The 26212-nt window shown below is 46.9% G+C and carries 3 protein-coding genes; all 3 read left to right on the top strand.

Going from position 1 to position 26212, the window contains the following annotated elements; translation table 11 throughout:
* Positions 1–13: 13 nt before the first annotated feature.
* Genes M1M80_RS10085 through M1M80_RS10075 form a run of 3 tightly spaced genes read left to right on the top strand, consistent with a single transcriptional unit; the run spans position 14 to position 26207 of the window.
* On the top strand, positions 14–7693 hold the full coding sequence (locus tag M1M80_RS10085; RefSeq protein WP_060398945.1) for a non-ribosomal peptide synthetase: 7680 nt from the start codon (positions 14–16) through the stop codon (positions 7691–7693).
* A 19-nt stretch (positions 7694–7712) separates the two neighbouring features.
* Positions 7713–15380, top strand: coding sequence for a non-ribosomal peptide synthetase (locus M1M80_RS10080; RefSeq protein WP_178938631.1), 7668 nt, complete (start codon positions 7713–7715; stop codon positions 15378–15380).
* A gap of 24 nt (positions 15381–15404) precedes the next feature.
* A complete protein-coding gene (locus M1M80_RS10075; RefSeq protein WP_178938632.1) occupies positions 15405–26207 on the top strand; it encodes a non-ribosomal peptide synthetase in 10803 nt (3600 codons plus the stop codon).
* Positions 26208–26212: the final 5 nt, after the last annotated feature.

Below are 26212 nucleotides of genomic sequence, written 5' to 3'. Positions count from 1 at the left end.
GTGTGTGGAATTGATGGCACAAGCGGCACAGATTCAAGATATTTATCCGTTATCGCACATGCAGGAAGGAATGCTGTTTCATTCACTGATGGATGTCAGCTCAAAAGCCTATGTCGAACAGACCTCGTTTACGATCACAGGGAATCTATGCATCGACTCGTTTCAAAAGAGCTTAAACCTTCTTGTTTCCCGGTATGATATTTTCAGAACGATTTTTATTAAAGAAGTCCAAGATCTTACAGGTCCGCAGCAGGTAGTCCTGTCAAACCGGGAATTGACAGTGTATAGAGAAGATTTTTCTCACCTGGCCGATCATGAACAGCAGGCTCTGATCGATGCTTTTATGACCAAGGATCGGGAAAAAGGATTTAATTTGCAAAAAGATCCGTTAATGCGTCTTGCCCTTTTTGATAGAGGCAACAGCCAATATACATGTGTCTGGACACATCACCATATCATCATGGATGGCTGGTGTCTAGGCATTATTCTTAAAGAGTTTTTCAGCATGTATGATTCGCTCAAAAATAACTCACCTGTACGGCTTGGCAGCACGGTACCGTACAGCCGCTATATTGAATGGCTCGGAGAACAAGATCAAGAAGAGACTGCTGCTTACTGGAGCGAATATTTGAAGGAGTACGGCAATACTGCATCTATCCCCCGGATAAATCCCCGCCCGGTGGACGGGGATTATAAAGCCGACCAGATCAGCTTTTCTTTAGCACCGGAAATGGTTGAGAAACTGACTGAGGCCGCCCAAAATTGGGGAGTGACATTAAACACGTTGTTTATGAGTATGTGGGGCGTGCTCCTCCATCGATATAATGCCACAGATGACGCAGTTTTTGGCTCCGTCATTTCGGGACGCCCGTCAGCGATTGACGGTATTGAATCAATGGTCGGCTTGTTTATTAATACTATCCCAGTGCGAATTCGATCTGCGGAGAGCATGACGTTTTCTTCGCTGGCCAAAGCCGTGCAGGAGGATATTTTAGCATCTGAACAGCATGGGTATTATCCGCTTTATGAAATTCAAAACCATAGTCTATTGAAGCAAGGGTTGATCGATCATATTTTTGTCTTTGAAAATTATCCTGTACAGCTTGATCAGGCGTTAAGCATTGAGAGTGAAAACGAGGAAAATGCACTGAAGCTTGGTGACATTTCAATGTCCGAACAAACCAATTACGACTTTAATATCGTTATTGTTCCGGGAGAATCATTTTATATCAAATTCAGCTACAACGCAGCCGTTTATGAACGGGAGGAGATGCTGAGGATTCAGTGGCATCTAAAACAAGCTCTAGATTGCATTTTGGCACATCCCGATATTGCCGTCAGTGACATCAATATCGTCCCGCCGGAGGAGCAACAGGTTATCCAATTGTTTAACGAAACTGAGCGTCCTTATGTGAACAAAACGATATCCCAATTGTTCGAGGAACAAGCCCGCAAAACACCTGAAGCTGCTGCATTAAAAATGGGAGACGATTGCTGGACCTATCGCCAATTAAATATAAGAGCCAATCAGATTGCGCACGCCCTGATAGAAAAAGGCGTTGGATCTGGAGATATCGTGGCTGTGATGATGAACCGGTCAATGGAAATGCCTGCAGCTCTACTTGGGATTTGGAAAGCAGGCGGCGCTTATATGCCGCTTGATCCAAATTTCCCAGAAGAACGTCTTTCTTTTCTGCTGAAGGACAGTCAAGCAGCTCAATTGCTGATAGAAGAAAACCTTATGTCATTCATCCCGCCGCACTATAAAGGAAATATGATAACGATAGAACATACAGAAAGTCACCAAACAGCAGCTCCAGATGTGCCGCTTGGTGATCTCGCCTATTTGATCTATACGTCGGGAACGACAGGGCGCCCTAAAGGTGTTCTAGTTAATCATCAAGGCATTGCCAATACATTGCAATGGAGACGGGAAGAGTATGGCATGGCCGAACAGGATATATCCCTCCATTTGTTTTCATATGTGTTTGACGGTTGTGTGACGAGCTTGTTTACCCCGCTTATATCCGGTGCGTGCGTATTGCTGACAACGGATGACGAAGCGAAGTATGTGCTAGCCCTTAAACGAAAAATAGCCCGTTATAAGGTCAGTCACATGATCATTGTTCCTTCCCTGTACCGGGTGTTATTGGAAGTGATGACTGCTGACGATGCAAAAAGTCTTCGTATTGTGACATTCGCTGGTGAAGCGGTCACGCCTGACCTGCTTGAGATGAGCGAAAAGATTTGTCCTTCTGCAGAATTGGCAAATGAATACGGGCCCACAGAAAATAGTGTGGCAACAACAATATTGCGTCAACTGAACGAAAAAGAGAGGATCACGATCGGACACCCGATTGCGAACACAAAAGTATTTGTTTTACACGGAAATCAAATGCAGCCGATCGGCGCGGCGGGTGAACTGTGTATTTCCGGCACGGGGCTTGCCAGAGGATACTACAAACAGCCAGAGCTGACAGAGAAAGCATTCTCCGATCATCCGTTCCTTGAAGGGGAGCGTTTATACCGAACAGGTGATGCAGGCCGCTTTTTGCCGGATGGAACGATTGAATATATAGGGCGTTTTGATGATCAAGTGAAAATTAGGGGTTACCGCATTGAACTGAAAGAAATTGAAACGGTTCTTCGACAGGCGCCAGGAGTGAAGGAAGCAGCAGTACTGGCCCGTGATGTTTCTGCTGAGGAAAAAGAGCTTGTTGCTTATATCGTTCCGGAAAAGGGAAACAATCTCCCGAATTTGTATCGGCATCTAGCCGGGACATTGCCGCCCTATATGATTCCCGCAACTATTACCAATATCAGCCGGATGCCATTAACATCCAGCGGGAAGCTTGACCGGTCAGCACTTCCTGAACCAGAAAACAATACGAGCCTCACATATATGCCGCCCCGAACTTTAATCGAGGCTGATCTCGCACATATTTGGGGAGATGTGCTGAATAAACAGCAAATCGGCATTCGTGATGATTTCTTTCAATTAGGCGGACAGTCCTTAAAAGCGGCCGCACTGGTATCAAGAATACATAAAAAGCTAAATGTCGAGCTTCCGCTCAGTGAGGTGTTTTCTTATCCGACGGTTGAAAGCATGGCAGTCAAATTGATGAGCTTAAAAGAACATGTTTTTACACAGATTGAGCCTGCGGGTCAAAGAGAAGTCTATCCGCTGTCTTTCTCGCAAAAACGATTATATGCTCTTCATCAGCTGGCAGATGACAGCACAGGCTATAACATGCCCGCTGTACTTGAATTACGCGGAAATCTGGATCGCCAGCGGTTGAGAAGCGTTCTCACAGAACTTGTGAATCGACATGAAGCATTACGGACTGTTTTTGTGCTTGACAGAGGAGAGCCCGTACAGATCATTTATCCAGAGATGGCTTTTGATCTGAAAGAGCTTGAAATGGAATCAGAACAAATGCTTGAGTCCGCAATCGAATCTTTTATCAAACCGTTTGATCTATCGTCCGGTCCGCTTTTTAGAGCATGTGTCATTACAATGGGCAATAATCGCGGCTTTTTGCTGCTCGATATGCACCATATTATTGCCGACGGTGTCTCGATGAGCACTCTTGTCCAAGAATTTACTGACTTGTATTGCGAAAAAGAGTTGCCAGCTTTAAACCTGCATTATAAGGATTTTGCTGTTTGGCAGCAAGAAAAGTACCCGAAAGAGCTATACAAAAAACAGGAGGCCTACTGGCTCGATCAGCTTGGCGGGAGTCTTCCAGTATTAGAATTACCGCTTGATAAAACAAGACCGCGTCTCCCTGATTTCAGCGGCGGAACAATCGAAGTAAACATTGATAAAGACACGGCAGATGAGCTGCACCGTTTAATGGTTGAAACGGGAACAACGTTGTATATGATTCTTCTGGCTGTCTATTCTATTTTGCTATCCAAGCTAAGCGGGCAAGAGGATATTGTCGTCGGCTCGCCTGCTGCCGGAAGACCGCACGCCGATCTGGAGCGCGTCATCGGGATGTTCGTAAATACTTTAGCGATGCGCAGCCAGCCCGAGGGCCACAAAACGTTCAGCTCGTATTTGCAGGATATTCGCCACCTGGCTCTGACGGCTTACGAGCATCAGGATTATCCTTTTGAGGAGCTGGCAGATAAGCTCGATACACATCGAGAGGTAAATCGCAACCCGCTGTTCGATGCGATGCTCGTGCTTCAAAGCAGTGAGGATTTCCAGTTCGAAGTGCCTGGTCTATCAATTTCGTCTGTCACTCCAAAACACGATATATCTAAATTCGATTTGACATTACACGCTGAGGAGCATTCGGGCGGGATTCACTGCCGGTTTGAATACAGCACCGCTCTTTTTGAAGAAGAGACCATTGCGCGATGGGCATCCCATTTTATTGAACTGGTGAAAGGTGTAACGGCTGATACCAAGATGAGAATTTCGGAAATGCAATTGCTTCCTGCTGCAGAGCGCAATTTGCTCCTTGAAAAAATGGGACAGTATGCCGCTTATCTGAGAAATGAAAACATTGTAAGCTTATTTGAAAAAAAAGCCGCTGAACATCCGGAGCATCTCGCAGTGGTGTACGGTCACTCTCAGCTTACTTATCGAGACCTGAATGAAAAAGCTGAGCGGACAGCTGCTATGCTGATCAAACAAGGGGTCAGAACTGGCGATATCGTAGGTCTGATGCTCGATCGGTCACCTGATATGATCATTGGCATTTTATCGATTTTAAAAGCTGGAGGGGCCTACTTGCCGATTGATCCTGAATATCCTCAGGAACGTATCAGTTTTATGCTCAATGACAGCGGGGCAGAAATGTTGCTGACAGAGCGCGGCCAAAACAAACCTGCAGACTACAACGGGCCTATTTTGTATATCAATGAAGTTGAAAATGATTCAATTCCGGCTGATTTAAAAATTCAAACCCTAGCAGATCAGCCGGCTTACGTGATATACACATCCGGAACGACTGGCCAGCCAAAGGGCGTCATTGTCGAGCACCGCAATGTGATCAGTCTTTTAAAGCATCAAAACCTGCCTTTTAAATTTGGCCATGAAGACGTCTGGACGTTCTTTCATTCATATTGCTTTGATTTCTCTGTATGGGAAATGTTCGGTGCGTTATTAAACGGAAGTACACTAGTCGTGGTCTCTAAAGAAACAGCCCGTGATCCCCATGCATTCCGATTATTGTTAAAAAAAGAACGCGTCACTGTACTCAATCAGACCCCGACAGCTTTTTACGGCCTGATGCATGAAGATCAAAACCATACGGATCGATTAAACATCCGATACGTGATTTTTGGCGGCGAAGCTTTACAGCCCGGCATGCTTCAAAGCTGGAATAAAAAATATCCTGATACTGATCTGATCAATATGTATGGTATTACAGAAACGACGGTACATGTAACATTCAAAAAATTGTCTGCAGCAGACATTGCAAAAAATAAAAGCAATATCGGACGGCCGCTTTCAACTCTGCAGGCTTATGTGATGGATGCTCATATGAATCTGCAGCCGATCGGAGTTCCAGGGGAGATGTATATAGGCGGTGAAGGTGTGGCACGGGGATATCTCAACAGAGATGAGCTGACCGCTGACCGTTTTGTGCCTAATCCTTATCTTCCGGGGGATAGATTATACCGAACAGGAGATCTTGCTAAACGCCTGTCAAATGGCGAGCTGGAATACTTAGGGCGTACTGATGATCAGGTTAAAGTCAGAGGGCACCGTATTGAGTTGGGCGAAATCCAGGCGGCGCTTCTTCAGCTTCCAATTGTTAAAGAGGCGGCTGTCATCACAAGAACAGATGAGCAAGGGCAAGCAGCTGTATATGCTTACATGGTGACAAAAGATCAACAGGCCGCGAATGCATCAGAAATCCGGACTTCTCTAAAAACCATGCTGCCTGACTTTATGCTGCCCGCCCGTTTGATACAGATTGACAGCATCCCGCTGACTGTTAATGGAAAACTTGATCAGAAAGCCCTGCCGGAACCTGATAAACACGATTATATTGCTGATGATATCAGCCCTAGAAATGAGATTGAAAAGGTGATGGCTGAAATTTGGGAGGAGCTTCTTGATGTGGAGGAGCTGGGCGTGAGTGCCAATTTCTTTGAGCTTGGCGGAGATTCTATTAAAGCACTGCAAGTTTGTGCCAGACTGAAGCAGCGCGGCTTTGAAACGACAGTACGTGAGATGTTTGAACATCAGACTCTTGGCGAACTGTCCGCTCGGGTTCGAAAAGCCGTAAACGTCATTGACCAAGGTCCGGTCGAAGGCGAGATCACTTGGACACCTATCCAGCAATGGTTTTTCTCGCAATCTCTGGAAATCAATCATTTTAACCAGTCCGTTATGCTCTACCGGACTGAAAGATTTGACGAGATTGCACTTAGAAAGGTGCTGAAAAGCCTGGTGATTCATCATGACGCACTCAGAATCGTATGCCGGTATGAAAATGGCAGGCCGGTTCAGATAAACAGAGGAATAGATTTGCCAGATAAGGAGCTATATGCTCTTGAACTGTTTGATATAAAGGATAACTTAACAGAAGCGCATAACAGGATTAAGGAAGCAGCCAGCCAGATGCAGGAGCATATGCGTTTGGAAACCGGCCCCTTGCTTCACGCTGGATTGTTCAGGACCGAGAATGGTGACCATTTGTTTCTGACGATTCATCACTTAGTTGTTGATGCGGTTTCGTGGCGCATTTTGTTCGAGGATTTTTCAACAGCTTACAAACAGGCAGTCTCAGGAGAAACTATTAAACTGCCGCAAAAAACAGATTCATATTTAACGTATTCACAAAGAATAGCTGACTACTCTAAAAGCCGCCAGATGCAGCGCGAAGCAGCGTATTGGGATAAGCGTGAGAACCGTCACATTCAGCCTATTCCTAAAGACAATGACGCTGCGCCTAACACATTCAAATATACAGAAGTGATTGATTTTGAGCTGTCCCGCCATCACACCGAATTGTTGTTAACGGCTGTACATAAAGCATACAGCACGGAGATGAATGATATCCTTCTGACAGCTTTAGGTCTTGCTTTGCAGCAATGGACAGGCTATGACCAGTTTAAAATCAGCATGGAGGGCCATGGAAGGGAATCATACCTTGAGGATATTGACATTAGCAGAACAGTCGGCTGGTTCACCTCGATTTATCCTGTATGGCTTGATATGAGCCATTCTGATCATAAGAACAAAGATGAGCGGCTGGGCCACCTCATTAAACAGACAAAAGATATGCTGCACCGTATACCGCATAAGGGCGCAGGCTACGGTGTGCTGAAATATACCAACAAAAAATGGGGCTCTGAGAAAGGCAGCCCGGACATCAGCTTTAATTATTTAGGTCAATTTGATCAGGATATTCAATCAAAAGCCTTTGAGGTTTCTGACATCAAGCCAGGGAATGAGATCAGCCCGGAATGGGTGCGGCCTTATGCACTAGATATCAGCGGCGCCGTTTCTTCGGGATGCCTGAACATGCACATGATCTATAACAGGCTTCAATTAGAGAAAAAAACAATCCAAACATTTGCCGGGCATTTTAAACAGACTCTGGAAAATATCATTGAGCATTGTACGGGCAAAGAAAACCGAGAATGGAGCGCATCTGATTTCACTGATGAAGATTTAACACTTGATGAATTGAGTGAGATTATGGGTGCCGTCAACAAACTATAGGGAGAGGAGATTCACACTGATGCCGCAGCAACCCGAAATACAGGATATATACCCTTTGTCTTTTATGCAGGAAGGGATGCTTTTTCATTCACTGTATGATGAACAGTCAAGAGCTTATTTTGAACAGGCTTCTTTTACGATCCATGGACAGCTTGACTTGGAGCGTTTCCAGAAAAGTATGGATGCTGTTTTTGAAAGATACGAAATCTTCCGAACGGCGTTCATCTATAAAAATGTAGCCAAACCCCGTCAAGTCGTACTCAAGCATCGTCATTGCCATGTTCATTTTGAAGATATTTCTCACCTCAACGAAAGAGATAAAGAACATTGTACCGAGGCATTCAAAGAGCAGGATAAATCCAGGGGATTCGATCTCCAAACAGATGTACTGATGAGAATATCTATTTTAAAATGGGCGCCAGATCGCTATGTCTGTATCTGGAGCCACCATCATATTTTAATGGATGGCTGGTGTTTAGGCATCGTTATTAAGGATTTTCTCTACATTTATCAAGAGTTGGGAAAAGGTGGGCTTCCTGATTTGCCTCCCGTACAGCCGTACGGGACGTATATTAAATGGCTGATGCAGCAAGACCGAGAAGAAGCGGCTGAGTATTGGAAAAAGAGGCTTCAGCATTTCGAAAAAGCTACGCCTCTGCCGAAAAGAACAGATCAAATACCGGATGGGACATTAGAGCAGATCACGTTCACCATTTCTGAAAAAGAAACCTCCGAATTACAGAAAATCGCAGCAGCTTCTGGAGCGACACTAAACACTGTTTTCCAAGCTTTATGGGGGATTATGCTCCAAAAGTTCAATCGCTGCGGCGATGCTGTGTTCGGATCCGTTATATCAGGCAGACCTTCTGAGCTAAGAGATGTGGAAAACATGGTCGGACTTTTTATCAATACCATTCCTATTCGAGTCCAAAGTGATTCTCTTTCTTTTTCTGACCTAGTCAGCAGGATGCAAAAGGACATGACTGAGGCAGAAGCATATAGTTACTTCCCTTTATATGACATTCAGGCGCAGAGTGCTCTTAAACAAGAGCTGATTGATCATATTATCGTCTTTGAAAATACACCCACCCAGCAAGAGATTGAAGGGCTGAATCAGGCTGGATCATTTGATTTCTCCGTGAAGGATTTTGAGATGGAAGAGGTGACCAATTATAGCTGCAGTGTCAAAGTGATCCCAGGCCGTACGTTGTACGTTCGGATTCATTTTCATACCGGCGCCTATCAACCAAGCATGATGTCCGAGATAAAAGATTATTTACAGCACATGGTCTCTGATGTCATCTCTGATCCATCTCTTCCCGTGTCAAAGATGACATTGCTAGATGAGAACAAAACACGGAAAATCGTTTCTCAAAACAACGGGGCAGTATCTGTTTCGCCTGAAGCCCCAACCCTGCACGGTCTGTTTGAACGACAGGCGGCTGTCACACCGGAACGGCCGGCCATCCGCTTTTCCGGCGGTTCGCTGACGTATGCTGAGCTTGACATGTATGCCGGCCGTCTGGCCGTGCACCTTGCGGCACGAGGCGTCACGAAGGAAAGCATCGTCGGTGTCCTGTTTGAACGGTCACCTGAAATGCTGATAGCGGTACTTGCTGTATTGAAGGCAGGCGGGGCGTATTTGCCGCTTGATCCTGCATATCCAAAGGAGCGGCTGAGCTACATGCTGAAAGACAGCGGGGCCGCGCTCTTGCTGGCACAGCCGGGATGTTCCGCACCGAGCTTTTCCGGAGAGATGCTTGAAGTGGACATGGCATCTCTTGCGAGCGAAGAAGCAGAAAACGATGTATTTGCTCCTGCTGACAGCGGCTCTCTCGCCTATGTCATCTATACGTCGGGCTCCACCGGGCAGCCAAAAGGGGTAGCGGTTGAGCACCGCCAGGCTGTTTCCTTTCTGACTGGCATGCAGCGTCAGTTTCCGCTTCAGGAAGATGACATTGTCATGGTGAAAACCTCTTTTTCCTTTGATGCGTCTGTGTGGCAGCTGTTTTGGTGGTCCCTTTCCGGCGCTTCGGCTTATCTGCTTCCGCCCGGCTGGGAGAAAGACCCGGCATTGATTGTAAAAGCCATTCATCAGGAAAAAGTGACAACGGCTCATTTTATTCCGGCTATGCTGAACAGCTTTCTCGATCAAGCGGAAATGAAAGCGCTCGGTGATGGGACAAGCCTGAAGCGTGTATTCGCCGGAGGTGAACCGCTTGCGCCCCATGTGGCAGCCCGTTTTGCTTCTTTATTGCCGCAGGTATCGCTGATTCATGGCTATGGGCCGACAGAAGCGACGGTTGACGCGGCATTTTACGTGTTGGACCCAGAGCGAGACAGGGATCGCTTGCGGATTCCGATCGGGAAGCCCGTACCCGGTGCGCGTTTGTATGTTTTAGATGCGCATTTAGCCGTACAGCCTTGCGGTGTCGCCGGCGAACTGTACATAGCCGGAGCGGGTGTGGCCAGAGGCTATTTGAATCGGCCGGCCTTAACGGAGGAGCGTTTTCTTGAGGACCCGTTTTACCCGGGGGAACGAATGTATAAAACTGGGGATGTGGCGCGCTGGCTTCCTGACGGACATGTTGAATTCCTCGGCCGTTTGGATGATCAAGTCAAAATCAGGGGCTACCGTATCGAGCCTGGAGAAATTGAAGCAGCGCTTAGAAGCATTGAAGGCGTCAGAGAGGCAGCCGTTACCGTTCGGACAGACAGCGGCGAGCCGGAATTATGCGCCTATACAGAAGGACTAAGAAGAAACGAAGTGAGGACGCAGCTTGAAAGACTGCTGCCGAGCTACATGATCCCAGCTCATATGATAGAGATGGAACGGTGGCCTGTTACGCCAAGCGGAAAGCTGGACCGAAACGCCCTGCCAGCTCCTGGCGGAGCTGCAGATGCGGAGACCTACACGGCGCCGAGCAATGTGACAGAGATGAAGCTTGCCCAGCTGTGGGAGGACGTGCTGAAAAATGGTCCTGTCGGGATTCACGACAACTTTTTCGACCGCGGAGGACATTCCTTAAAAGCAACGGCGCTTGTTTCACGGATTGCCAAAGAATTCGATGTACAGGTGCCGCTGAAAGATGTGTTTGCCCATCCGACTGTAGAAGGACTGGCTTCCGTTATCCGTGAAGGAACGGACAGTCCATATGAAGCGATGAAACCGGCGGAACAGCGTGAGGCCTATCCGGTTTCCTCCGCCCAAAAACGGATCTATGTCCTTCAGCAGCTGGAGGACGGAGGGACAGGCTACAATATGCCGGCTGTGTTAGAGCTGGAAGGGAAGCTTGACCCCGAAAGGCTGGACAGGGCTTTCAAAGAGCTGATCGAGCGCCACGAGTCGCTTCGGACATCCTTCGAACAGGACGAAAGCGGCGAGCCGGTGCAGCGCATCCATGACGAGGTGCCGTTTACATTACAGACAGCAGTCCTCGGCGAACAAACCGAACAGGAAGCCGCAGCCGCGTTTATCGAGTCCTTTGATCTCAGCCAAGCGCCGCTGTTCCGTGCCCAAATCGTAAAGGTATCAGATGAGCGGCACCTGTTGCTGGTTGATATGCATCACATTATTTCAGACGGTGTTTCCGTCAATATTCTGATTCGGGAATTCGGGGAGCTTTACAACAACCGGACCATCCCGGCGCTTCACATTCAATATAAAGACTACGCCGTATGGCAGGAAGGATTTAAAAAAGGAGACGTGTACCAGACGCAGGAGGCGTACTGGCTGAAGCAGCTCGAGGGCGAGCTGCCGGTGCTGGATCTCCCGGCTGATCATACCCGCCCGCCGGTGCGGAGCTTCGCGGGTGACAAGGTCTCATTTACGCTTGATCAAGAGGCCGCATCAGGCCTTCATAAGCTGGCACGGGAAAACGGAAGCACACTGTACATGGTGCTTCTAGCGGCTTACACAGCGTTCTTGTCACGCTTAAGTGGACAGGAAGATATCATCGTCGGATCGCCAATTGCCGGCCGGCCGCACAAGGATCTTGAGCCGATACTCGGCATGTTTGTGAACACGCTGGCGCTGCGGACACGCCCGGAGGGCGGGAAGCCGTTTGTGGAGTATTTGCAGGAAGTGCGCGAGACTGCATTGGGAGCCTTTGAGCATCAGGATTATCCGTTCGAAGAGCTTGTCGACAAGCTTGAATTGACGCGGGATATGAGCCGGAATCCGCTGTTTGACGTGATGTTTGTTCTTCAAAATATGGATCAGGAATCGATTCAGCTTGAAGAACTGCATCTCAAACCTGCAGCAAACAACGGGCATCAAACGTCCAAATTTGATTTAACTCTGTATGCTCACGAACAGCCCTGCGGTTTGCTGACGTTCCAAATGGAATTTAGTACGGACTTATATAAGAAAAAAACGATAGAAAAGTGGCTTCAATACTTCATCAATATGTTACTCTCCATCACCCAAGACAACAAAGCCGCTCTCGGAACAATAAATATACTAAATGAGGATGAGACCCATTACCTTATCCATGAGCTCAATAATACAAAAATAGATTATCCAAGAAATGAAACCATCAGCAGGCTCTTTGAAATGCAGGCTGAACAAACACCTAATGCCATTGCAATTGTCAGCGATACACAAGAATTAACTTACGCGGATCTGAACAGCCGGGCAAATCAAATTGCTTCAGTTCTACAGAGAAAGGGAGTAGGGCCTGATTGTGTTGTAGCCTTGTTGACAGGACGAACGCCAGAACTCATAGCGGGAATGCTGGGTATTCTGAAAGCCGGAGGAGCCTACCTGCCAATCGCACCTGATCTGCCTGTTGAACGAATAGCTTATATGCTGTCAGACAGCGGGGCAACATTACTCCTTCGATCTGAAAAAGCAGAAAAACGGCAATTAGACATTGCATGTGAACAATTCATAATCGAAGACATTCAAAAGCACGGAGAAACAAAGAACATTGAATCGTCAGCAGGGCCACATTCACTTGCATATATCATTTATACCTCTGGATCAACCGGTAAACCAAAGGGTGTCATGATTGAGCAGCGAAGTGTCATTCGTCTTGTTAAAAACAGCAATTATATTACATTTACACCTGCAGACCGTCTTCTCATGACATCATCAATCGGTTTTGATGTTGTGACATTTGAAATATTTGGACCGCTGCTAAATGGGGCAGTTTTGCACCTGTCCGATAAAGAAGTATTTCTCGATTCCTATCAGCTTCAGAGATACATAGAACATCATGGGATCACAACGATGTGGTTGACATCTTCTCTATTCAATCATTTGACAGAGCAAAATGAGACAACCTTTTCACAGCTGAATCATCTGATTATAGGCGGGGAAGCCTTGTCCGCAAGCCACGTCAATCGAATCAGAAATGTCTGCCCTGAAGTATCGATATGGAACGGATATGGACCAACCGAAAATACAACTTTTTCGACATGCTTCCACATTCAAAAAACATATGAACTTTCCATTCCGATCGGGCGGCCGGTTGGTAATTCCACTGCTTATATCTTAAATAAATGGGGAATGCTGCAGCCGGTCGGAACTGTCGGTGAACTTTGTGTCGGTGGTGATGGCGTCGCCAGAGGCTATTTAGGCCGTCCTGATTTAACAAAAGAGAAATTTGTCCCAAATCCATTTGCGCCTGGCGATCGACTGTACCGCACAGGTGACCTGGCGCGTTGGCTTCCCGATGGCACAATTGAGTACGTTGGCCGTATAGATGATCAAGTAAAAGTCAGAGGCTATCGGGTGGAGATGGGTGAGATCGAATCAGCACTTCGCCAAATAGACGGGGTCAAAGAAGCCGCTGTGTTGGCACGTACAGGCCAGACAGGGAGCAAAGAGCTGTTTGGCTACATCAGCGTAAATGCAGGCACGAATGCTGAACAAGTGCGTTCTCTTCTCGCGCGTTCACTGCCAAATTATATGATCCCGGCGTACATCATTGAAATGGAGACTCTTCCGCTCACATCAAACGGCAAATTGAACCGGAAAGCACTTCCTGAACCAGATTTCGCATCTAAACAAACGTACGTCCCGCCACGCGATGATCTTGAAGAACAGCTGGCCTTGATCTGGCAGGAGGTTCTCGGCATCCAGAGGATCGGAATAGAGGATTCGTTTTTTGAATTGGGCGGAGATTCAATCAAAGCGCTTCAAGTTTCTGCACGCCTTGGGCGCCATGGGCTAAGCTTGCAGGTAAGTGATTTATTCCGGCATCCAAAGATAAAAGACTTATCACCATTTATCTGTAAGACAGAGAGAATCATAGAACAAGGCCCCATTCAGGGAGATGTTCCTTGGACGCCTGTTCAGCAATGGTTTCTTTCACAAGATATTGAAGAACGACACCATTTTAATCAGTCTGTCATGCTTTTCCATTCTGACCGTTTGTCTGAAGACGCCCTTAGAGCAGCCTTAAAAAAACTGGCGGAGCATCATGATGCGCTTCGGATGGTTTATCGTAACGATGACGGGCGATGGATTCAAATCAACCAAGGCATTCAGGAATCACAGCTGTACAGTTTAAGAATATCTGATCTTTCACAGTCCGAAAGCGGTTGGGAAACGCAAATCAAACAAGAAGTTGCAGATCTTCAGCAAAGCATCAATTTGCAGGAAGGACCATTGTTACATGCCGCGTGGTTTAAAACACTGACAGGAGATTACTTGTTCCTTGCGATCCATCATCTTGTCGTTGACGGTGTGGCATGGCGGATTTTGCTGGAGGATTTGTCAGCAGGGTACCAACAAGCATCTTCAGGCCAAGTGATCCAGCTTCCGCCTAAAACTGATTCCTATCAGGAATACGCAAGACGGATACAGGAATATGCCCAAAGCAGCAGGCTGATTCGTGAAGAGGTGTATTGGCGAAGTGTGGAAGAACAGCAAGCTGCGGAACTGCCATATGAAATGCCGCTTCATGAGAAGACCGACTTCAGCAGAAGGGATTCGATACGCTTTTCACTCTCTGAAGCAGACACTGCCGTTTTGCTGCAAAACGTCAATCATGCCTATGGTACAGATACACAAGATATTCTGTTAACCGCAGCATCCTTGGCGATTTGTGAATGGACAGGCGGAAGCAAGCTCCGTATCGCTATGGAAGGACACGGGAGAGAACACATTCTGCCAGAGTTAGATATCAGCCGAACGGTCGGCTGGTTTACATCCATGTACCCGGCACTCATAAGCTTTGAAAATCATAGGGATGAGCTCGGAACCGCAGTAAAAACCGTTAAAGATACACTGGGCCGGATACCAAACAAAGGGGTAGGTTACGGTATGCTGAAATACCTTACACACCCTGAAAACAAAAGCATTACGTTTTCAAAAACACCTGACATCAGCTTTAACTATTTGGGCCAGTTCAACGACATCGAAAGACAGGACAGCTTCCGCCCATCAAGTCTTGGGAGCGGAAAGGATATCACTCATACATGGAAGCGTGAGCAAATCATCGAGATGAGTGCAATGGCAGCAGACAAAAAGCTCCATTTCAATCTTAGTTATCCGCCAGCCCTCTTTCATAGAAACACAATGGAACAGCTTATCAACAGGATTGAACACTTTTTGCGGGACATTATGAAACATTGCGCCGGTAAACAGAAAGCAGAAAAGACACTGAGCGATTTTAGCAGTCAATCATTAACGGCAGAGGATTTGGACAGCATATCCAGCTTGGTGGAAGAATTGTAGAAAATCGGACAGGGAGACATGAACATGACAAAAGCGAATTCAATTCAGGATATTTATCCGCTGTCTTACATGCAGGAAGGGATGCTTTTCCATTCCCTCCTGCAAAAAGATTCACAGGCATATGTTGAGCAAGCTTCTTTTACAATAGAAGGAAAAGTCAACTCACAGTTTTTTCAAAACAGCATCAACGCTCTTGTAGCAAGACACGATATTTTCAGAACGATTTTTATCAGCCAAAATGTTTCCTCTCCCCAGCAGGTTGTCCTGAGAGAACGGAACATCATCGTACAGGAAAAAGACATTACTCATTTAAACGAAGAGAAGCAAGCACAGTTTATCGAACAATTGAAAGAAAAAGACCGCGTCCAAGGGTTTCACTTGCAAAAGGATATGCTCATGCGCATCGCTCTGATTCAAACAGGTGAGAGTCAGTACACTTGTATTTGGACCTTTCATCACATCATGATGGACGGATGGTGCCTCAGCATTGTGCTAAAGGAGTTTCTCCATATTTACGCATCTTATGTAAATGCCACCCCTATATCATTGGAGCCGGTCCAGCCATACGGAAGCTATATCAAATGGCTGATGGAGCAAGACAAAGAGCAGGCAGTTTCATATTGGGAACATTATCTTTCCGGCCATGAACAGCAAACCATGCTCCCGAAGCAGAAAAAAACAAAGGGGAGAAGCAGGCAGGAACACGTTACGTTTTCATTCTCTAAGGAAGAAAGCAGCAGGCTTTCGGAGCTTGCGGCAAGAGAAGAAGTAACACTCAGTACGATTTTCCATACCATTTGGGGTATTCTGCTTCAAAAATATAATAATAACGATGACGCGGTATTCGGTTCTGTCATTTCAGGAAGACCCGCAGAAATCGAAGGCATTGAACATATGGTAGGTCTTTTCATTAACACGATACCGATTCGGGTGCAGGGGGCAAAAACACCATTTATACAGCTCATAAAAGATATGCAAAAAGACCGTCTTGCCGCTGAAGCATACAGCTACCACCCTTTATATGAGATTCAAGCCCGTTCAGCTGTTAAACAAGGGCTGATTGATCATATTCTCGTATTTGAAAACTATCCGGTTCAGCAAGAGATTCAGATGCTGAACAAGCAGGAACATGCTTCTGATCTTTTTCAGATTCATAACTTCACTGTGGCAGATGAAACCAACTACAGCTTTTATCTTATGGTGGCGCCAGGGGAAGAAATCCATATCAAAATGAGCTATGATGCGGAGCAGCATGATCGGTCTTTTGTGCTTTCTGTCAAGGAGCATCTTCTGAATGCTGTATCACAAATCTTAAATAATCCGAATCTTCCGCCTGAAGAAATCGAGATCATGACAGATACTGAAAAGCGGCAGCTGATTGGGGAAATCGCGGATCGAACGCCAGTTTACGAAACCATCCATGCGATGTTTGAAAAACAAGCGGAAAAGACCCCAGATGCTCATGCAGTAATTGATCAAGCCTGCACGTTAACATACAAAGAACTGAATAAATCGGCTAACAGATTGGCGCGGCATTTGCGAATGAAGGGTGTTGCGAGGCAGGAGCCTGTTGCGATCATGATGGAACGCTCTGCGGCATTGATCACCGGGGTTCTTGGTATCTTGAAAGCAGGCGGCGCCATAGTTCCAATTGATCCGCATTACCCGGCTGACAGAATCCGTTATATTCTAAATGACTGCGGCTGTTCGCATGTTGTTTCACAAGCTCATCTTTCCGCATCGCTTGATAACAATTACCTTATCACTCATGCAGAAGATATTGAAAGCACAGAAGACGGCAGTAACATAAAGTCAGTTAACAATGCGGACGATCTGCTGTATATGATTTATACATCAGGTACAACAGGTAAACCAAAGGGCGTTCAATTTGAACATCGAAACATGGCTAACTTGCTGAAGTTCGAATTTGCTCACTCTGGGATTGACTTTGAAGCAGATGTTCTGCAATTTGCGACACCTGCCTTTGACGTCTGTTATCAAGAAATATTTTCTGCGCTTCTGAAAGGCGGCACCCTGCACATCGTGCCAGAAGCCATAAAAAGAGATATGCCTCAGCTGTTTGCATTTATAAACAAGCATCAGACGAATATTGTGTTTCTCCCAACGGCTTTTATCAAAATGATTTTCAGCGAGCGGCAACTTGCGAACTCGTTTCCTTATGGCGTCAAACACTTGATTACAGCTGGGGAACAATTAATTATTTCAGACATTTTCCAAGACGTGTTACGTGAACGCGGCATACACCTGCACAATCATTACGGACCTTCAGAAACTCATGTGGTATCTACGTACACCATTCATCCGGGAGACCCTATTCCTGAGTTTCCGCCAATCGGTAAACCGATAGGCTGTACTGATCTATATATTTTGAATCACCAAAAACAGCTACAGCCATGCGGTGTACCAGGTGAACTCTATATTTCCGGCGCAAGTGTTGCCAGAGGATATGTCAATCACGATAAACTGACACGCGACAAATTTTCATCTGACCCATTCAGGCCTGGTGCGATCATGTACCGTACAGGTGATTTGGCCAGACGGCTTGGAGACGGCAACATCGAATATATAGGACGGGCAGACAAGCAAGTGAAAATCAGAGGTTATCGAATCGAGCCGCAAGAAATCGAAGTCACGTTAATGAATCATCCGGACATTAAAGAGGCTGCCATTCTCATCAGACAAGATCAAAACGGAGAACATGAATTATGCGCTTACTATTGCAGTGTACAAAAGCTGAATGCAATAGATTTACGCAGCTATATGGCTAGTGAGCTACCAGAATACATGATTCCGGCGAAATGGATATGGGTTGACAGCATACCTCTTACCCCAAACGGAAAAGTAGATCAAGCAGCGCTTCCAGCGCCAGATGCTTCAATCAGCGGAAATCCATATGCTGCCCCTCGTAATCTGATAGAGGCAAAGCTTTCACAAATATTTGAAGATGTGCTGAAGAATGGTCATATAGGCATCCAAGACAACTTTTTTGACCATGGAGGCCACTCTCTAAAAGCAACAGTACTGATGTCACGGATCGCAAAGGAATTTCATGTACAAGTTCCGCTTAAGGACATCTTTGCCCATCCGACTGTAGAAAGATTGGCTTTAATCATTCAAGATGCAGAGGAAAATCCGTATGCAGCAATTGAGCCGGCAGTAGAAAGGAAGACATATCCTGTATCTTCGGCACAAAAACGGATATATGTGCTTCAGCAGCTTGATGAGGGTGTCGCCTACAATATGCCTGCGGTCTTAGAACTGGAAGGGGCACTGGATGTCGCTAAACTGTCTGCTGTATGTAAAGAACTGATCAGCCGGCATGAGCCTCTTCGAACTTCCTTTGTATCCGGGGCAGATGGCGAGCCTGTTCAGCGTATCCACACCGAAGTGCCGTTTACATTAAGTACAGAGACCGCTATCGAGGGGTTTATCCGCCCCTTTGATCTCAGCCAGGCGCCATTATTTAGAGCGGGCCTTATAAAAGTGACGAACGAGAAGCATGTATTGCTGGTTGACATGCATCATATCATTTCAGATGGCGTATCCGTTCAGCTCCTAATCCGAGAATTCACCGATCTTTATGCAAACCGCCAGCTTAAGCCATTGCGGATCCAGTATAAAGATTACGCCGTTTGGCAGCAGCAATTTAAAAAGGGAGACTCGTACCAAAAGCAGGAGACTTACTGGCTGCAGCAGTTTAGCGGGGACCTCCCTGCACTAGAGCTTCCGACAGATAAACGCCGCCCGGCAGAACGGCACTTTACAGGCGGAAAAGTAACCTTTCAATTGGATAAAGAGATCACGACCCGCATAAAGCGGCTTGCCAATAAAAACAGAAGCACGCTTTATATGACGCTTCTTGCTTTGTATTCAGCCTTTTTGTCGCGGTTAAGCGGTCAGGATGATATCGTAATTGGTTCACCTATCGCCGGACGGCCCCATGCCGACCTTGAAGCTGTTCTTGGGATGTTCGTCAATACATTGGCTCTCCGCACACGCCCGGCCGGTAATATGACATTTGAAGAGTTTCTGAAAGAAGTCAGACAGACAGCATTAGAAGCGTATGAGCATCAGGATTACCCGTTTGAAGAGCTTGTGGATAAACTCGGTGTGCAGCGAGAAATGAGCCGAAATCCATTGTTTGACACAACGCTAGTCCTTCAGAATATGGAACAGCAAAAGCTGAAAATGAAAGATGTACAGCTTCGATGGAACGATTTGCAGCATCCAATATCGAAATTTGATATTTCTCTGTATGTTACAGAACACGATTCCGAGCTTTTCTGTCAGTTTGAATACAGTACAGCTTTGTTTGAGAAAGAAACCATCCAAAGGTGGGCCGGCCTTTTCACCACGCTTGTGGAACATACAGCTGTCAGCCCTGAAACAGAATTGGACGATATTCCACTCTTAACAAAAGAAGAAGAGAGAGCTTTCATTGAATCATGCCATCCGTTTCAGGAGACGGGCTATCCGATGAATCAAACTCTCCACTATGCACTTGAACAGCAGGCAGCAAAAACGCCTGATCAGCCGGCCGTTATCTTTGAACATGGAGCGATGACCTATAAAGAGTTGAACGAACAGGCTAACCGTATCGCCTGGGAGCTGATCGGACGAGGAGTAAAATCTGAAACGACTGTTGCCATTATAGGAAAGCGTTCGCCTGAAATGCTGATTGGCATTTATGGCATTCTTAAAGCTGGCGGCGCTTATCTTCCTATTGACCCGGATTACCCGGAAGAACGAATCAGCTTTCTGCTGGAGGACAGCGGTACAGACATTCTCCTGCTTCAGTCTTCCAGCCTGCATGTTCCGGCATTTGCAGGAGAGATTGTCTACCTCAATCAGGCAAATAAACATCGTTTGTCCAATCCGAATGTGGACGTTCTCCCTAAATCTTTAGCCTATGTCATCTATACATCCGGCTCTACCGGCAGGCCTAAGGGTGTGGAAGTTGAACATCGAGCTGCGGTGAATTTTTTGAATTCCCTTCAGTCCCGCTATCGGCTGAAGCAATCAGATGTGATTATGCATAAAACATCTTACTCATTTGACGCTTCAATATGGGAGCTGTTTTGGTGGCCTTATGCCGGTGCTTCCGTTTATCTGCTTCCTCAGGGAGGGGAAAAAGAACCTGAAGTGATCGCGAAGGCTGTAGAAGAACAAGAGATCACAGCTATGCATTTTGTGCCATCTATGCTTCATGCATTTTTAGAACATATAAAATATCGCCCTGTACCGATTAAAATAAACGGACTCAAACGGGTGTTTTCCGGGGGAGAACAGCTGGGGACCCATCTCGTCTCCCGTTTTTGCGAGTTACTTCCAGGTGTTGCATTAACCAATTCTTACGGACCAACGGAGGCAACTGTAGAAGCTGCGTTCTTTGATTGTCCGCTGCATGAAAAGCTTGAACGCGTTCCAATTGGAAAATCTGTTCATCATGTCAGATTGTATATCCTCAATCAGAAGCAGCGGATGCTGCCTGCTGGATGTATAGGAGAACTGTACATTGCCGGAGCGGGTGTTGCCAGAGGCTATTTAAATCGGCCAGCCTTAACGAAGGAGCGTTTTCTAGAGGACCCGTTTTACCCGGGTGAACGCATGTACAAAACCGGGGATTTGGCGCGCTGGCTTCCTGACGGACATGTTGAATTCCTCGGCCGTTTGGATGATCAAGTCAAAATCAGGGGCTACCGTATCGAGCCTGGAGAAATTGAAGCAGCGCTTAGAAGCATTGAAGGCGTCAGAGAGGCAGCCGTTACCGTACGGACAGACAGCGGCGAGCCGGAATTATGCGCCTATACAGAAGGACTAAGAAGAAACGAAGTGCGGACGCAGCTTGAAAGACTGCTGCCGAGCTACATGATCCCAGCTCATATGATAGAGATGGAACGGTGGCCGGTTACGCCAAGCGGAAAGCTGGACCGAAACGCCCTGCCAGCTCCTGGCGGAGCTGCAGATGCGGAGACCTACACGGCGCCGAGAAATGTGACAGAGATGAAGCTTGCCCAGCTGTGGGAGGACGTGCTGAAAAATGGTCTTGTCGGGATTCACGACAACTTTTTCGACCGCGGAGGACATTCCTTAAAAGCAACCGCGCTTGTGTCCCGGATCGCCAAAGAATTCGATGTACAGGTGCCGCTGAAAGATGTGTTTGCCCATCCGACTGTAGAAGGACTGGCTTCCGTTATCCGTGAAGGAACGGACAGTCCATATGAAGCGATGAAGCCGGCTGAAAAGCGCGAGGCCTATCCGGTTTCCTCCGCCCAAAAAAGGATCTATGTCCTTCAGCAGCTGGAGGACGGAGGGACAGCCTACAATATGCCGGCTGTGTTAGAGCTGGAAGGGAAGCTGGACCCCGAAAGGCTGGACAGGGCTTTTAAAGAGCTAATCAAGCGCCACGAGTCGCTTCGGACATCCTTCGAACAGGACGAAAGCGGCGAGCCGGTGCAGCGCATCCATGACGAGGTGCCGTTTACATTACAGACAGCAGTCCTCGGCGAACAAACCGAACAGGAAGCCGCAGCCGCGTTTATCGAGTCCTTTGATCTCAGCCAAGCGCCGCTGTTCCGTGCCCAAATCGTAAAGGTATCAGATGAGCGGCACCTGTTGCTGGTTGATATGCATCACATTATTTCAGACGGTGTTTCCGTCAATATTCTGATTCGGGAATTCGGGGAGCTTTACAACAACCGGACCATCCCGGCGCTTCACATTCAATATAAAGACTACGCCGTATGGCAGGAAGGATTTAAAAAAGGAGACGTGTACCAGACGCAGGAGGCGTACTGGCTGAAGCAGCTCGAGGGCGAGCTGCCGGTCCTAGATCTCCCGGCTGATCATACCCGCCCGCCGGTGCGGAGCTTCGCAGGTGACAAGGTCTCATTTACGCTTGATCAAGAGGCCGCATCAGGCCTTCATAAGCTGGCACGGGAAAACGGAAGCACACTGTACATGGTGCTCCTTGCGGCCTACACAGCGTTCTTGTCACGCTTAAGCGGACAGGAAGATATCATCGTCGGCTCGCCAATCGCCGGCCGGCCGCACAAGGATCTTGAGCCGATACTCGGCATGTTTGTGAACACGCTGGCGCTGCGGACACGCCCGGAGGGCGGGAAGCCGTTTGTGGAGTATTTGCAGGAAGTGCGCGAGACAGCATTGGAAGCGTATGAGCATCAGGATTATCCGTTCGAAGAGCTCGTCGATAAGCTCGGGGTGACGAGGGATATGAGCAGAAACCCGCTGTTTGATGCCATGTTAGTCGTTCAAAATAATGATCACCAGCCATTGCATCTGCATGATTTGCAAATGAAGCCGTCACAAGTTTCTCATCTCGTTTCTAAATTCGATTTGACATTACAAGCATCTGAGGGTGACGGGAACATTCATTTCCATTTTGAATATTCAACCGCACTGTTTGAAAAAACAACTATAGAACGCTGGGCATCGCATTTGACTAATGTACTTAACATCATCGTTAAAAACCCTGAGGTGACACTCAACCATATCGACATCCTGACCCAAAAAGAGCGGAACCAGCTGCTCAATGATTTTAACACCGGGCAAGCGAATTATTACGGAGAACAAACAATTGACCGTTTGTTTGAGCAGCAAGCTGCACGAACACCAAAAGCCCTTGCACTTGTCAGTAGAGACAAAACACTGACTTATCAAGAGTTGGACGAGTGGTCCAATGGAATCGCACGTACATTGCGCCGCCGAGGTGTTAAACCGGACATACCAGTAGGCATCATGATGCCTCGTTCGTTCAGCATGATAGCGGCCGTACTTGGTGTTTGGAAAGCAGGAGGCTGTTACGTTCCCATTGATCCGGAATACCCGGCGGAACGGAAACGCTATATCCTCAGCGACAGCGGAACGAAACTGCTTATTACAATAAATGAAGCGGATTGGGGGGCGCTTGCTGATTTTGAAGGAGAAATCTTGACGATAGAGAGCGCGGAGGCATACGACAAATCACCGCTGCCGCAAGTATCGTCTGCTCATCATTTGGCTTATATCATTTATACGTCAGGGACGACGGGCCGTCCAAAAGGGGTGATGGTCGAGCATAAAGGCATTGCCAACACTCTTCAGTGGCGGCGAAACGCTTATGCTTTCAACGAGACAGACGCCATCCTGCAGCTCTTTTCTTTCTCATTTGACGGCTTTTTAACAAGTATGTTCACACCGCTTTTGTCAGGTGCAAAAGCAGTTCTGCTTAAGGAAGAGGAAGCGAAGGACATTCTGGCCATCAAGCATCAGCTGTCTCATCACCGGATTACACATATGATTATTGTGCCTGTTTTATATCGAGCGCTTTTGGATGTATTGCAGCCGGAAGATGTAAAGACGCTTAGAATCGTCACTCTGGCGGGAGAAGCAGCTGACCGCGAATTGATAAACCGTAGCCTGGCCATATGTCCGCACACCGAACTCGCCAACGAATATGGACCGACAGAAAACAGTGTGGCCACTACCGTCATGAGACATATGGAAAAGCAGAAATACGTAAGCATCGGCCAGCCGATTGACGGGACCCAAGTGCTTATTTTAAATGGCAATCATCACCTTCAGCCAATTGGTGTTGCGGGAGAGCTTTGTATAGCGGGAACGGGGCTTGCAAGAGGGTATATCAACCTTCCGGAGCTGACAGAGAGAGCATTCATCCAGAACCCATACAAACCTGAAATGCGAATGTACCGAACAGGAGACGCCGCCAGATGGATGGCCGACGGAACACTCGAGTATCTGGGAAGAATTGATGAACAAGTCAAAATCAGAGGCTATCGTGTAGAAACGAAAGAAATTGAATCGGTCATCCGTTGTATAAACGGTGTAAAAGACGCCACCGTACTCGCTCATGTAACAGCATCAGGACAAACTGAATTAAGTGCTTATGTTGTGACCGAACCAGAATTGAGCACAGATACGATACACTTAGAATTACAAAACAAGCTGCCGGTATTCATGATTCCTGCGTTTATTGAAAAACTGGGCTCACTTCCATTGTCACCAAACGGTAAACTGGATCGCAGAGCACTTCCAAAACCTGTATTCAAGGGTGCAACTGAACGTCCATTCCGCACACCTGCCAGCAAGATGGAACAAATACTGGCGGATATATGGAAGGAAGTACTGGGGGCAGAAAAAATCGGAACAGCTGATTCATTCTTTGAGCTTGGAGGAGATTCGATCAAAGCGTTACAGGTTTCCGCACAGCTTCACCGGATAGGAAAGCAGATGGCAGTGAAAGATTTGTTCAGCCATCCGACCATTCAAGAATTGGCAGCTTATATCCGGGATTCAGATACAAGTTCCAGCCAAGCTCCGATTGAGGGAGACGTACAATGGTCGCCTGTTCAAAAATGGTTTCTTTCTCAAGATATAAAAGAAAAACACCATTTTAATCAGTCCGTTATGCTGCATCGAAGCACCTCTGTACAAGAAGACGCACTTCGCAAAACTTTAAAAGCAATAACGTGTCATCATGATGCGCTGCGGATGGTGTTTACACAGAATGAACAAGGAAAGTGGAGTCAATATAATCGGTCGCTCAGTCATTCGGACGATGTGCTGTATGGCCTTCACATTGTTGATTTACAAAACCCAGACTGCACTGACGGGAATAGGTCGTATGAGCCTCTTATCAAACGCCATGTACGTGATATTCAGCAGAAAATGGATTTGAAGAATGGCCCGCTGCTGCAAGCCGGTCTTTTCCGCACAACTGACGGTGATTTCTTATTTTTATCTGCTCATCACTTCGTCGTTGACGGCATCTCGTGGCGAGTTCTGCTTGAGGATTTGGCTTTAGGCTATCGCCAAGCTGCAGGCGGGGAAGATATCCAGCTGCCGCCTAAAACAAGCTCATTCAAAGCGTACACAAAAAGGCTCTCTGACTATGCGGGAAACCAGCAGCTTATGAAACAGTTCAAGTATTGGCGTGAAACCGAAGAATATGAAACAGAAGCACTGCCTTTTGATCATATCGACGGAACCATAGCAAACGAGAGTAAACGTTCCACGATTTCGTTTACATTAAGCGATAAAGAGACAGCTGCGCTTTTAAAAGATGCCAACAGCGCATATAACACAGATACTCAGGATATGCTGCTTGCTTCTGTTATTCTTGCGCTGCGCCATTGGACCAATCAATCCGCCTTCAAACTATCATTAGAGAGCCACGGGCGAGAGGATGTATTAGACGGAATAGATGTGAGCCGTACGGTTGGATGGTTTACCGCCATTTATCCATTATTGGTTAAACTGAACTCAGACCTTCCTGATCCGGAAGAATACATGGTTCATGTACTAAAAACAACAAAAGATACACTGAGACGCGTACCGGACAAAGGGTTCGGCTACGGTGTCATCAAATATTTGACTCCGCCTGATAAAAAAGACATCGATTTCACAGGTTCGCCAGAAATCAGCTTCAATTATCTTGGTCAGTTTGAAAGCGGCAGCACAGCTGAAGGACCTGAGGAGGACGCCTTCTCTTTCTCTCCGCTGGGTGCCGGGGATGATATCAGCGCAACATGGAATCGTGAACAGTCGCTGGATATCAGCGCAATCGCCGCAGAAGGAAAAATGGCTGTCAGCATGACTTATGACAATACCCGCTTTCAGCGCAAAACGATGGAACAGCTTAGCGAGTATTGCCGTCAATTTTTATTACAGCTGATCGAACACTGCCAGAACAAAAGAGAAACAGAAAAGACGATTAGCGATTTTGATGATCAAGAACTGACCGAGGACGCGCTGCAAGAGATTGCTGATATGCTCAGTTTTCACTAATGAAT

The organism is Bacillus inaquosorum (assembly GCF_023238325.1).
Classification (GTDB): domain Bacteria; phylum Bacillota; class Bacilli; order Bacillales; family Bacillaceae; genus Bacillus; species Bacillus inaquosorum.
The sequence above is the reverse complement of the archived record's forward strand: the minus strand, read 5'-3'. Positions and strand labels throughout refer to the sequence as shown.

Bases quoted from the DNA above. Each gene is read 5' to 3' on its own strand.
- M1M80_RS10075 (WP_178938632.1), top strand. From the start codon at position 15,405: ATGACAAAAGCGAATTCAATTCAGGATATTTATCCGCTGTCTTACATG.
- M1M80_RS10085 (WP_060398945.1), top strand. From the start codon at position 14: ATGGCACAAGCGGCACAGATTCAAGATATTTATCCGTTATCGCACATG.
- M1M80_RS10080 (WP_178938631.1), top strand. From the start codon at position 7,713: ATGCCGCAGCAACCCGAAATACAGGATATATACCCTTTGTCTTTTATG.